This is a genomic window from Amycolatopsis sp. H20-H5 (genome assembly GCF_035828755.1).
Lineage (GTDB): Bacteria > Actinomycetota > Actinomycetes > Mycobacteriales > Pseudonocardiaceae > Amycolatopsis.
The window spans coordinates 1-13,168 of the sequence record NZ_JAYMZS010000097.1; the positions used below are offsets into that span (position 1 = coordinate 1).

Here is a 13,168-nt window from a genome sequence, read left to right on the forward strand (position 1 = left end):
ATCGAGACTAAATTTGTTCAATGAAGAACAGTATTCTCAATCTCAAAGGAACCTCAAACGAGGTTAAAATACATAAGCTCTACTGGCTTAGTTCACTAGCACACTGTTGAGTTCTCAAGCAACACACTGAATTGCTTCAAGCGATATTCACAAGCTTTTGGTCGAGCATGCCTCGTCCTAAGATTAAGAACCTCAGGGGGTCGGCGGCCGCTCGTGGGCCGACGCTGAACATTACCTGGTCCGTTTCGCGGTGTCAACCCGCTCGGCCCGTGCTCCTGGCTTTGGGGGCTTGCGGCCCCGCTGGCCCGGTGTTCCTGGCGACTTGGAGAAGATTACATGCCGCTGAACCCCCGGGGACAGGGGGGTCACTTAACGCCATAACCGCAGCTCAGAGGCCAAAAGTCGACTACCCGAGGTGAGGCAGGTAGCCCGGCGGCCGGCGGGCGGGCGCTTGCCGTTCGTAGTCGGCGGCGTAAGACAGCACGCGGGCGTCGGCCCAGCGGCCCGCCATGAACAGGACCCCGATCGGCAGGGGGCCGGAGAACCCGGCGGGCACGGTCACCGACGGGTAGCCGGCCACGGCGGCGGGGGTCGAGGACGGGATCACGTCGTTGTCGCCGGTCGCGCAGTCGGTTTTCCAGGCCGGCGGGTTGGTCGGCGTCGCGATCGCGTCGAGCCGGTACTTCGCGAGCGTCTCGTCGATCGAGCGTTGGGCGAGGCCCGTCAGTTCAGCGCGATTCTTCAGATACGCGGGATCGTCTGGCCCTGGCGCGGCATACGCCTGCTCGAAGAGCTCTTGTCCGGCGAAACAGGTCTGCTCCAGCGGGTCAGCGCGGTTGTAGGCGATGAGTTCGCCAAGGTCACGCGGCCCTTTCGGGCGGGTCGCGAGGTACTTGTCGAGATCGCGGTGGAACTCGGTCAGCAGTGCGGGGAACTCCAGCTCGCCGAGCCTGTCCTGATACGGGAGCGTCACCTCGACGACCTGGACGCCGGCGCGGGCGAGTGCTTCCTTCGATCGGGTCATCACGGCGTCGGTGTCCGGTCCCAGCACTGGCAGCCGCCACAGACCGATCCTCGAGCCGCGCAGCGACCCCGGCCGCAGCAGGCCCGCGTAGTCGGTCGGCTGGTCGGAGGGGTATTTCGCCGTTGCGGGGTCGGCCGGGTCACGCCCCTGGAGCACCGACAACGTCAGCGCGACGTCGACCACGTTGCGACCGATCGGGCCAGCGGTATCCTGCTCGGCCGAGATCGGGACGACACCCGTTCGGCTGACAAGTCCGAGGCTCGGTTTGTGACCGACAGTCCCGGTCATCCCCGCCGGGCACACGATCGAACCGTCGGTCTCGGTGCCGATCGCCACCTGGGCGAGTGACGCGGCCACCCCAGCGGCGGAATCTGCCGAGGAACCGCACGGATTGTGGTCGAGGACGTACGGGTTGTTCGTCTGGCCGCCCACCCCTGACCAGCCGGAAGTCGGCTTGGCGGCGCGGAAGTTCGCCCATTCCGACAGGTTCGCCTTGCCCAGGAGCACCGCGCCCGCGTCGTGGAGGCGGCCCATCAGCGTGGCGTCCTGCGCGGGACGGCTGCGCAGGGCGCGCGAGCCAGCCGTGGTCTGCATCGAGCGGGTGTCGACGTTGTCCTTGACCAGGATCGGGATGCCGTCGAGAGGTCCGCGAGTGCGGCCCGTGCGGTGCCGGACGTCGCTCTGCGCGGCTTCGGCGAGCGCGGCCGGGTTCACCGCCAGCACGGCGTTGACCTGTGGATCGACCCGCCGGATCCGGTCGAGATAGGCGGCGGTCAGCTGCACGGCGGTGAGCCGGCCCGAAGCCATGCGCGCCTGCAACGACGGGATCGTCGCGGAGTCGAGATCGAACCCCGGACGGGTGGCGGACGCGGCAGGGGCGGCGGCCACCACGACGGTAACGGCGGCCAGCGCCGAAAGGACTCGGAACGCGGGCCGCCGTTTCATCACAGCTCCTTCGTCACAGCACCGGAAGCAACGTGCGCAGCTCGTACGGAGTCACCGCGCTGCGGTAGTTGTCCCACTCAACTCGCTTGTTGCGCAAGAAGAAATCGTAAACATGTTCGCCGAGAGCCTCCGGCAGCAGCTCCGACTTCTCCATCTCGGAGAGCGCTTCGCCGAGGTTCTGTGGCAGTTGCGAGTAGCCCGCGGCGCGCCGCTCGGCCTCCGACAGCTGCCAGATGTTGTCCTCGGCGGGCGGCGGGAGCTCGTAGCCCTTCTCGATGCCCTTGAGCCCCGCGGCGAGGATCACCGAGTACGCGAGATACGGGTTGCAGGCGGAGTCCAGCGTACGGATCTCCACTCGACGGGAGGACGCCTTACCGGGTGAGTACATCGGCACCCGAACGAGTGCCGAGCGATTGGCGCGGCCCCACGAAACGGTGGTCGGGGCCTCGCTGCCGCTGATCAGGCGCTTGTAGGAGTTCACCCATTGGTTGGTAACCGCCGAGATCTCCTTGGCGTGGTGCAGCAGCCCGGCCACGAACGCCTTTCCGGTCGCCGACAGCTCGTACGGGTCCTCGGCGTCGTAGAAGGCGTTGCGGTCACCCTCGAACAGGCTGACGTGCGTGTGCATTCCCGACCCGGGCTGGTTGGTGAACGGCTTCGGCATGAAGGTCGCGCGCACGCCCTGGGTCAGGGCGACCTCCTTGACCACGTACCGGAACGTCATGACGTTGTCGGCCATGGTCAGCGCGTCGGCGTAGCGGAGGTCGATCTCCTGCTGGCCAGGGGCGCCTTCGTGGTGGCTGAACTCCACGGAGATGCCCATGGCCTCGAGGGTCTCGATGGCGTGGCGGCGGAAGTGGGTCGCGGTGGCGTGACTCGCTTGGTCGAAGTAGCCGCCGTTGTCCGCGGGCTCCGGCTCGCTGCCGTCGTCCGGCAGGTCGGAGAGCAGGAAGAACTCGATCTCGGGGTGTACGTAACAGGTGAATCCGGCTTCCGCCGCCTTCGAGAGCTGGCGGCGGAGGACGTGCCGGGGATCCGCCCACGACGGCGACCCGTCGGGCATCGCGATGTCGCAGAACATGCGCGCCGAGTACGGGCCCCCCTCCGGCGTCTCCCACGGGAGCACCTGGAAGGTGGCGGGGTCGGGTTTGGCGACCATGTCCGATTCGTAGACGCGTGCGAAACCCTCGATGGCGGAACCGTCGAACCCGATGCCTTCGGTGAAGGCCCCTTCGAGCTCGGCGGGAGCCACTGCGACGGATTTGAGGAAACCCAGCACGTCAGTGAACCAGAGGCGGACGAAACGGATGTCGCGCTCTTCCAAGGTACGGAGCACGAACTCCTGCTGGCGATCCATGGGCGCACCCTAACGAGAACGTGTTAACGGCGTGTTTCGCGACGCGCCGGAGAGCCCCGATGTGGGCGAAGTCCCCCTTGCTCAGGTGACCGGAACGACGGCGCGCTTACCCGATCGGGTTACCGAGATCGAGGCGACGGAGGCGATCAGGGCCAGTCCGGCCGCGACGTACCAAGCGACGGCATAGTCCCCGAAATGATCGCGGACGGCACCGGCACCGAAGGCCGCGAAAGCGGCTCCAAGCTGGTGAAAGGCGAAGACCCAGCCGAACACGATGGGGCCGGAGTCGCCGAACTGACGGACGCAGAGAGCGACCGTCGGCGGCACCGTGGCCACCCAGTCGAGGCCGTAGAAAATGATGAACGCCCACATACTCGGCTGGACCGAGCCACTGAGCAGCTGCGGCAGCAGGGCCAGGGAGATTCCGCGCAGGGCGTAGTAGGCGCCGAGCAGGAGGCGTGGATCCACCCGATCGGTGAGCCAGCCGGACGCGATCGTGCCGACGACGTCGAAGAGCCCGACGAGCGCGAGCAGGCTCGCGGCGGTGGTCTGCGGCATGCCGTGGTCGTGGGCCGCGGGAATGAAGTGCGTGCTGACCAGGCCGTTCGTGGTGGCGCCGCAGATCGCGAAGCCGACCGCGAGCAGCCAGAACGTCTTCTGCCGGGCGGCCGAGCGCAGGACGGACAGGGCTCGGCCTGCCGTTCTGCCCGCGGGCGCGGCGGCGGCCGGAGCGTCCGGGTCGGCGCCGTACGCGGTGGTCCCGACGTCTTCCGGGCGGTCGCGGATCACGAGCAGCACGACCGGGATGACGGCCAGCGCGGCGATGGCGATGACCAATGACGCGGTGCGCCAGCCGTCGGACACCGCGAGGGCGGCTACTACCGGCAGGAAGATCAGCTGTCCCGTCGCGCCCGCCGCGGTGAGCACCCCGGTGACCGTGCCGCGGCTGCGGACGAACCAGCGGGCGGCGATCGTCGCGGCGAAGCTCATCGCCATCGAGCCAGTGCCGACGCCGACCAGCACGCCCCAGCAGAGGATGAGCTGCCAGGTCGCGTCCATGAAGACGGTGCCGCCGGCGCCGAGCGCGACGACGAACAGGGCGGTCGCCGCCACCCGGCGGACGCCGAACCGTTCCATCAGCGCCGCCGCGAACGGCGAGAACAGGCCGTAGAGCACGAGGTTGACCGAAACGGCCGTCCCGATGGTCGCCCGGGACCAGCCGAACTCCTCGTGCAGCGGGTCGATCAGCACTCCCGGCGCCGCGCGGAAGCCGGCCGCGGCGAGGAGGGCGACGAACGCGGCGGCAGCGATGAACCAGGCGCGATGTACGCGCGGGGAGCGGGTCGTCATGTCCACAACGTCAGCTTCTCCGGTCGCGGCGGCAGGCGAAAGTGGCCGGAAGGACGTCTATCGCAAGGATCAGGCCATTCCTGGCAGACGTCAGGCACGCGCCGACCGCTCGGTAGGCTCGCCCGCATGCATCGCCGTCGCTCCGTGCTGGCAGTCCTGCTCACGGCCGGCCTCCTCGGCGGCTGCACGGGTTCGCCCGACACCAGCGGTCCCCTGCCGGCGGGACCCGAACTGGTGAACGCGGTGGCCGAGACGCTTCTTTCGCTGCGCAGCGTGCATTTCACGCTCGGCGTCAGCGGCGGCATCGACGGGCTGCCGATCCCCCAGATGGATGGTGACGCCACGCTCGACGGCGGAAAGTTCGGGAGCGCGCAGGGGCACGCGGACGTTCAACCGGGTGACACGCGCGTCAAGCTCCAGTACGTGCTGCGCGGCGACGAGGTCACGACGACTGACACGAACGGGATGCTCGCGACGCTGCCGGTGTCCGAGGGTTACAACCCCCGCGCGATGCTCGGGCCTGGCGGGAGCCTGCGGCGGCTCGTCGCCGGTGCCACCGGGCTTCGGACCGAGGGGCGCGAACGGGTCCAGGGCGTCGAGGCCTATCGCGTCGGCGGGACCGTGCCCGCGGCTGTGATCTCGGGGGTGGCCGCGGGGATCCGCAGCGAGGTCGTGGTCAAGATCTGGGTGTCGCAGGCGGAGCCGCGACAGGTGATGCGGCTGTGGATCCAGGTGCCGCCGACGAAGGATCACGTGGCCGCTGTGATGCTGGAGTTGGCGTTGACCAGGCAGAACGTGCCTGTTTCGGCAGATTGAGGGAGCAAGGGACCTTTGCTGCCGCCGGGGCGCGATAGCAAAGGTCCCTTGCTCCCTCCGGGCTATTTGCAGCGGGTGCCGTCGGCGGGGAGTTTGCCGTTGATCAGGTAGTCGGCGCCCGCGGCGTCGACGCACTTGTTTCCCTGCAGGAAGATCGTGTGCTGGGCGCCCTCGAACGTGAGCAAAGCTCCCTTGAGGTCCTTCGCCAGGTTCACGCCGGACTGGTACGGGGTCGCCGGGTCGTCGGTCGTGGAGATGACCAGGGGCTTCGGCAGGTTTTCGGCTTTCGGCTCGTGGGCGCGCGAGGTCGGCGGCGCGGGCCAGGTCGAGCAGATGTCGAGTTCGCTCGTGTCCGGGGTGCCGCCGGTGAGGAACGGCGCGCCCTTGAGCATCCGCTGGTGCGCGTCGTCGATCACGGCGCGGTCGGTGACCCGGGCGTTGTCGACGCAGCGGACAGCGAAGTAGACGTCGAGGGACGCGTCGTAGTGCCCGTCCGGGGACCGGCCGCTGTACTCGTCGGCCAGCTGCAGCAGGTTCTGGCCGCTGCCCTTCTTGATCTGCGCGAGCCCGGCGTTCAGGAATTCCCAGGCGCTCTGCTGGTAGAGCGCCGTGTTCGTGCCGAGCATCGCGTCCTCGAACGACAGCGTGCGGCCGCCACCGGCGACGACCGGCTTGGTGACCAGGGGTTTCAGGAGGTCCTGGAAGGCCTGCGTGACGCCTTCGGCCTTGCGCCCGAGTGCGCAGTCGGTCCGCGCGACGCACCATTTGCCGAACTGGTCGAACGTGTTCTGGAACCCGGCCGCCTGGGTCACGAGCGATTCCACGCCGTCCTGGGCGATGTCCACCGCGCCGTCCAGCAGCAGCGCGCGGACCTTGTCCGGGTACTCCTCGGCGTAGGCGGTGCCGAGCTCAGTGCCGTACGAGTAGCCCAGATAGGTCAGTTTTTCGTCGCCGAGCGCCGCACGCAGGACGTCCATGTCGCGGACTACGTCCCTGGTGCCGATGTTGGCGAGCATGTCCAGCCCGTGTGGGGTGCGCGCGACGCACTTCGCGCCGTAGTCCTTCGTGGCGGCCAGCTGCTTCGCGACCCCTGCCGGGGACATGTCGCTCTCGGTGTCGTCGGCCCGGTCCGCGTCCTGCTCGGCACCGGTGTAGCAGGCGATCCTGGGTTCGCTGGCGCCGACGCCCCGCGGATCGAACCCGACGAGGTCGAAACGCTGGACGAGCGGCGCGGCGCCGGGAGACCTGGCCTGCCCCGCCGCGGCCGACATTCCCGAGCCGCCCGGACCGCCGGGGTTGAGCACCAGGGACCCGATCCGCTGGCCGGGGTCGGCCACCTTGTGCCGGAGCAGGCCCAGCGTGATCGTGTCCCCGGCGGGTTTGGCGTAGTCCAAGGGCACTGTCAGGCGCGCGCAATCGAGCGACTTGTCGCCGTACAGCTTCTTCACCGGCTCGCTGGTCGCGTACGAAGTGCAGTCCCCCCAGCTCAGCTTCTGGTCGGTGAACCGCTTCAGCGCGGCCGGATCCGGAACCGGCGAGGACGAGGTCGTCGGGCGAGGAGCCGACGACGCGGACGGTGGCGAGGGCTGCTGCTGGTCCGTCGAGCAGGACGCGAGCAGGACGGCTACGGCGAGCAGGGCCGAAACCCGGCGAAGACTGGTCACGACGCGATCTTCGCAGGTCGAGTGACGTGCCGGAGCTGGATCGCCGGAGTCGTTACTTACCGGCGCAGCGCGTGCCTTCGGCGGGCAACGTGCCGTCCAGCAGGTAGTCCGTGCCGATCTTGTCGACGCACGAGACGCCCTGCAGGAACACCGTGTGCTGGGTGCCCTCGAACGTGAGCAAAGCTCCCTTGAGCGCCTTCGCCAGGTTCACCCCGGCCCGGTACGGGGTCGCCGGATCGTTGGTCGTCGAGATGACCAACGTCTTGGGCAGGCCGTCCACCCGCGGTTGGTGGGGCTGCGAGGTGTTGGGGACTGGCCAGAACGCGCACGCGTCCCTGGCCGCGCTCGCCGGGCGGCCGTCGTCGAGGAACGGCGCGACCCGCATGTACTTCTGCTGCGCCGCCAGCAGCGTCTTCTGGTCGGTGACGCGGGGGTCGTCGACGCAGCGGATCGCGGTGAACGCGTCCTGGGTGGTGCCGTAGTGCCCGTCCTGCCCGCGCTCGTTGTAGAGGTCGGCCAGCTGCTCCAGCGTCGCGCCGCGCTGGCGCTTCAACTCGTTGAGGCCCGTGTTCAGCGCGTCCCACAGGCTCTGCTGGTAGAGCGCCTGGATGGCGCCCGTCGTCGCGTCTTCGTAGGAGAGTTTCCGGCCGTCACCGACGGGAACCGGGAAGTCGATGAGCGGACGGGTGAGGCCCTGGAACATCGTCACCGCGGCGGCCGGGTCGGGGCCGAGGGCGCAGTCCTGCTGGGCGGCACACCAGCGGGAGAACTCGTCGAACGCCTTGCCGAAGCCCTGCCCCTGCGCGACCAGCGAATCGAGCGGGCTCTGCTCGGGGTCGACGGCTCCGTCCAAAACGAGCGCGCGCACGTTCGCGGGGAACGCCTCGGCGTAGGCCGAACCGATCCGGGTGCCGTAGGAGTACCCGAGGTAGGTCAGTTTCGGGTCGCCGAGAACCGAGCGCAGCACGTCCATGTCCTTGACGACGTCGCGCGTGCCGACGTTCGCGAGCATCTGGGCACCCTGCTGGGTACGTTGCGCGCACTTCGCGGCGAAGTCCTTCTCTTCGGTCTCCTGCTTGACGACGCCTTCGGGCGTGCCGTCGGTTTCGAGGTCCTCCGCGCGCTCCTTGTCGCGTTCGCCGTCGGTGAGACAGTGGATCTGGGGCTCGCTCGCCCCGATCCCGCGGGGGTCGAACCCGACGAGGTCGAACCGCTTGCCGAGTGCGGTCGACGCCGTCTGGTTCGCCATGTTGGCAGCGGCGGTCATCCCGGACGCGCCGGGTCCGCCCGGGTTGATCACCAGCGAACCGATCCGCTGACCGGGATCGGTCGCCTTGCGGCGGAGGAGCCCGAGCGAGATGGCCGGGCCGTCGGGCTTCGCGTAGTCGAGCGGCACGCTGAGGCGCGCGCACTGGATGTCCTTCGCCCGGAACGCGGACTTCGCGTCATCGGATGTCGCGTAGGGTGCACAGTCGCCCCAGGTCACGCTCTGCGCGTAGAACCTGTCCAGCCCATTCGGCACCGGCCCGACCGGCGGATGTGACTCCGTCACCGGCTCCGATGTCCGGGGCTGATTGCCCGAGGAGCACGCTGCCAGCGTGACCGCGAGCATCCCGGACAGGGAAAGCACGGCGAAACGACGGACGCGAGACCTGGCGCTGGCATGAGTGGACACGGTTTGATCGTGCCATCGGCCGCGGAACTCAAACGCACCACCACTGCGTTGAGTGGGTCGAGGATCACAGAGACGGGAGACCAGGGGTGGCAGCACTGATCAGCCGGGTGGGCAAACGGCTGCGCCGGATCATTCAGCGGCCGGGCAGCGTCGAGCTGACCCGCTACGAAGCGCTGCTGCCGGCCATCGAGAAGCTCGAGCCCGAATTGGAGAAGCTTTCCGACGAGGAGCTGACGGAGCGGGCCGGCAAGGTCCGCGAGGCCGCGGAATTCGGCGACGAACAGCTGGTCGAGGTCTGCGCACTGGGCCGGGACGCCGCGCGGCGCGCACTGGGCGAGCGGGCGTTCGACGTCCAGCTGCTCGGCACGATGGGCCTGCTGAGCGGACACGTCGTACAGATGGAGACCGGTGAGGGCAAGACGCTCGCCGGCGCGCTGGCGGCCGCCGGCTACGCGCTGCGTGCCAAGAGCGTGCACGTAGTCACCGTCAACGACTACCTCGCGCGACGCGACGCGGAGTGGATGAAGCCGGTCTACGACCTGCTCGGCGTCTCCGTCGGCTGGGTCGCGCCAGGCCACACGCCTGAAGCGCGGCGTGAGGCCTATGGCAGCGAAGTGGCGTACGGCGCTGTCAGCGAGATCGGGTTCGACGTCCTGCGCGACCGGCTCGTCACCCAGGAGGGTGAGCTCGTCCAGCCGCCGCCCGAGGTGGCTATCGTCGACGAGGCCGACTCCGTGCTGGTCGACGAGGCCAGGGTGCCGCTGGTCATGGCGGGGTCGATCGACCATACCGACGCCGACGAAGAGGTCGCAACGGTCGTCCGGCGGCTGCGGCTGGGCCTGCACTACGAGACCGACTCCGACGGCCGCAACGCGTGGCTGACCACCGCCGGCGCGTCCGTGGTGGAGAAGTCACTCGGCGGCATCGACCTCTACAGCGACTCCGGTTCGGACCGGCTGCCCGCGGTCAACGTGGCGCTGCACGCGCACGCGCTGCTGACCAGGGACGTCGACTACCTGGTGCGCGACGGCAAGGTGCAGCTCATCAACGCCGCTCGTGGTCGCGTCGCCGAGCTGCAGCGCTGGCCGGACGGCCTGCAGGCGGCCGTCGAGGCGAAGGAGCAGGTCAACGCGACCGACCGGGGCGAGATCCTCGACTCGATCACCGTGCAGGCGCTGCTCGCGCGTTATCCCGAGGTCGCGGGCATGACCGGTACCGCGGTCGCGGTGGCCGAGCAGCTGCGCGAGTTCTACAAGCTCGAGGTCGCGGTCATCCCGCCGAACACGAAGAACGTCCGCGAGGACCTCGAGGACCGGATCTTCGGCTCGCCGTCGCAGAAACTGCGGGCGATCGAGGACGAGATCCGGACCGTGCACGAGACCGGGCGGCCGATCCTCGTCGGCACCCAGGACGTCGCCGAGTCCGAGGAGCTGGCCGAGAAGCTGGCGAAGGTCGACCTGCCGTGTGTCGTGCTCAACGCGCGCAACGACGCCGAAGAGGCCGAGATCATCGCCGACGCCGGCAAGCGCAACGCCGTCACCGTGTCGACCCAGATGGCCGGTCGCGGTACCGACATCCGGCTCGGCGGCAAGGACGGCGCCGAGCGCGAGGAGGTCGCCGAGCTGGGCGGATTGCACGTGATCGGCACAGCGCGGTACCCGAGCAGCAGGCTCGACGGGCAGCTGCGCGGGCGATCCGGCCGTCAGGGCGACCCTGGTAGCGCGGTATTCTTCGCGAGCCTGAACGACGACCTCGTGCTCTCGAACGCGCCGGACATCCCCGAGGGGATCGCGTCCGACAGCGAGACGGGCGAGATCACCGATCAGGCGGCGCACCGGCAGATCAACCACGCGCAGCGGGTCGCCGAGGGGGTCGACCTCGAGATCCACCGCAACACCTGGCGCTACACGCGGCTGATCGAGCGGCAGCGCAACGAGCTGCTCGACCACCGCGACAAGGTGCTGAAGACGGCGTACGCGGCGGAGCAGCTCGAGAAGGACCAGGCGGAGAAGTTCAAGGAGCTCGCCGAGAAGGTCGACGACGAGGCCAAGGTGGAGCAGGTGTCCCGCGAGGTGCTGCTCTATCACCTGGACCAGCTCTGGTCGGACCACCTGGCGTTCTTGACCGACGTGCGCGAGAGCATCCACCTGCGGGCGCTCGCGCGGGAGACCCCGCTCGACGAGTTCCACCGCGCGGCGATCCCGGAGTTCCACAAGATCATCCCGGAGGCGAACTCGCGGGCGGCGAAGACGCTCGAAGAGGCCGAGCTCACCGACGACGGGCTCGATCTCGGCGCGGCGGGTGTGCGGCGGGCGAACACGACGTGGACCTATCTGGTGCACGACAACCCGTTCGACTCCGACTTCGAGCAGACGCTCAAGCGGGTGCGCAGCATGATGAAGCGCAAGTAGGACCGACCGGCCCGGACTCGGACGGGAGCAAGGGACCTTTGCTGTCGCGGAAGCGATAGCAAAGGTCCCTTGCTCTCTTTTCCCAGGTCGGGCGGGGGTGGATGGGCGCTTGAGCACATTCGCTCGTCCGGGGTGGCGCGGGTAGGCCAGAATGTCGGCATGCCGCAACTGCGCATCGCACTGGCCCAGGTCAACACCACCGTCGGCGACCTCGAGGGCAACGCCGAACTCACCGTCGAGTGGACCCGCAAGGCCGCTGAGACCGGAGCCCATGTCGTGGTGTTCCCGGAGATGTCCCTCACCGGTTACCCGGTTGAAGACCTCTCACTGCGGAAAACCTTCGCCGAGGCGTCCCGCAAGGGCGTTGACGATCTGGCCCGCCGGCTCGACGAGGCCGGTTGCGGGGAGGTGCTCACCTACATCGGTTACCTCGATCTCGACGAGGCGGGGCCGCGTGACGCGGCCGCCGCGCTGTATCGCGGCCAGGTCGTCGCCCGGCAGTTCAAACACCACCTGCCGAACTACGGGGTGTTCGACGAGCACCGGTACTTCAAGCCCGGGACCACGCTCGACGTCGTCCGTTTCCACGGGATCGACATCGGCATGGTCGTCTGCGAGGACATCTGGCAGGACGGCGGGCCGATCGCCGCGCTGGGCAAGGCCGGGGTCGACCTCGTCGTCGCGCCGAACGCCTCGCCGTACGAGCGCGCGAAGGACGACATCCGGCTGCCGCTGATCGCGCGCCGGGCCGCCGAGGCCGGCGCGCCGCTCGTCTACACGAACCAGGTCGGCGGCCAGGACGACCTGGTGTTCGACGGCGATTCGATCGTCGTCGGCGCCGATGGGGAGCTGCTCGGGCGCGCGCCGCAGTTCGTCGAGCACCTGCTTGTGGTCGACATGGAACTCACCGCGGGCGGGCACGCCGGGGACGGTGAGCTCGCCGGGCTGCACGTCAGCCGCCGGGTGCTGACCGAAGAGCCCCTCCCGGCCTACGAGCCGCGGACCGAGTCGACCATCAGCGAGCCGCTGTCCGACGAGGCCGAGGTCTGGTCCGCGCTGGTCGTCGGCCTGCGCGACTACATCCACAAGAACGGCTTCTCGTCGGTCACGTTCGGTTTTTCCGGCGGGATCGACTCCGCGGTCGTCGCCGCGCTGGCCGCGGACGCGCTCGGCGGGGACAACGTCTACGGCGTCGCGATGCCGTCGAAGTACTCCTCCGAGCACTCAAAGGACGACGCCGCCGATCTGGCCCGCCGCATCGGGGCGCACTACCGGGTCGAGCCGGTCGCGGACATGGTGAAGGTCTACGTCGACCAGCTGAAGCTCACCGGGCTCGCCGAGGAGAACATCCAGGCGCGCACCCGCGGCATGCTCCTGATGGCGCTGTCCAATCTGGACGGTCACCTGGTGCTCGCCACCGGCAACAAGACCGAGCTCGCGGTCGGGTACTCCACGATCTACGGCGACGCGGTGGGCGCTTTCGCGCCGATCAAGGACGTGTTCAAGACGCACGTCTGGCAGCTGGCGCGCTGGCGCAACGCCGAAGCGGAGAAACGCGGTGAAACCCCGCCGATCCCGGAGAACTCGATCAGCAAGCCGCCGTCGGCGGAGCTGCGGCCGGATCAGCTGGATTCAGACTCGCTGCCGGACTACGCGCTGCTCGACGACATCCTCGACGACTACGTCGAGGGCGACCGCGGGTACGCGGACCTGCTGGCCGCCGGGTTCGACGCGGCGACCATCGACCGGGTGGTGCGCATGGTCGACAAGGCTGAGTACAAGCGCCGCCAGTACCCGCCGGGCACCAAGATCACGTTCAAGGCCTTCGGGCGGGACCGGCGGCTGCCGATCACCAACTCCTGGCGCGAGGGCCAGGCCTGAGACCCCGGGTGCCCGGGCCCCCCGGGGGCCCCGGCCCCCCCCCCC

8 protein-coding genes are annotated in these 13,168 nt (G+C 68.9%); 3 read left to right on the plus strand and 5 right to left on the minus strand.

Annotation, left to right across the window (positions count from 1 at the left end; all coding sequences use genetic code 11):
* Positions 1–406: 406 nt before the first annotated feature.
* The 3 genes from QMK34_RS35770 to QMK34_RS35780 form a co-directional block, all read right to left on the minus strand.
* On the minus strand, positions 407–1,969 hold the full coding sequence (locus QMK34_RS35770; protein WP_326419149.1) for an amidase: 1,563 nt from the start codon (positions 1,967–1,969) through the stop codon (positions 407–409).
* Between the two features lie 13 nt (positions 1,970–1,982).
* Positions 1,983–3,326 carry a type I glutamate--ammonia ligase gene (gene glnA, locus QMK34_RS35775; protein ID WP_326419150.1) on the minus strand — a complete coding sequence of 448 codons (1,344 nt, stop codon included), beginning with the start codon at positions 3,324–3,326 and terminating at the stop codon, positions 1,983–1,985.
* An 81-nt stretch (positions 3,327–3,407) separates the two neighbouring features.
* Positions 3,408–4,676 carry an MFS transporter gene (locus QMK34_RS35780; protein ID WP_326419151.1) on the minus strand — a complete coding sequence of 423 codons (1,269 nt, stop codon included), beginning with the start codon at positions 4,674–4,676 and terminating at the stop codon, positions 3,408–3,410.
* A 126-nt stretch (positions 4,677–4,802) separates the two neighbouring features.
* On the opposite strand from QMK34_RS35780, the gene QMK34_RS35785 reads away from it, so the two are divergent.
* Complete coding sequence (locus tag QMK34_RS35785) at positions 4,803–5,492, plus strand: LppX_LprAFG lipoprotein (protein ID WP_326419152.1); 690 nt, start codon at positions 4,803–4,805, stop codon at positions 5,490–5,492.
* Between the two features lie 62 nt (positions 5,493–5,554).
* Here the strand turns inward: QMK34_RS35785 and QMK34_RS35790 are convergent, their stop codons facing one another.
* Complete coding sequence (locus tag QMK34_RS35790; protein WP_326419153.1) at positions 5,555–7,156, minus strand: alpha/beta hydrolase; 1,602 nt, start codon at positions 7,154–7,156, stop codon at positions 5,555–5,557.
* Positions 7,157–7,208: 52 nt separating this feature from the next.
* The gene (locus QMK34_RS35795; RefSeq protein WP_326419176.1) at positions 7,209–8,768 is read right to left on the minus strand and encodes an alpha/beta hydrolase; all 1,560 of its coding nucleotides are present in this window, start codon (positions 8,766–8,768) and stop codon (positions 7,209–7,211) included.
* A 149-nt stretch (positions 8,769–8,917) separates the two neighbouring features.
* On the opposite strand from QMK34_RS35795, the gene secA2 reads away from it, so the two are divergent.
* Both secA2 and QMK34_RS35805 read left to right on the plus strand, forming a co-directional pair.
* A complete protein-coding gene (secA2, locus tag QMK34_RS35800) occupies positions 8,918–11,242 on the plus strand; it encodes an accessory Sec system translocase SecA2 (protein WP_326419154.1) in 2,325 nt (774 codons plus the stop codon).
* A 159-nt stretch (positions 11,243–11,401) separates the two neighbouring features.
* A complete protein-coding gene (locus QMK34_RS35805; protein WP_326419155.1) occupies positions 11,402–13,123 on the plus strand; it encodes an NAD+ synthase in 1,722 nt (573 codons plus the stop codon).
* The last annotated feature ends 45 nt before the right edge of the window (positions 13,124–13,168 follow it).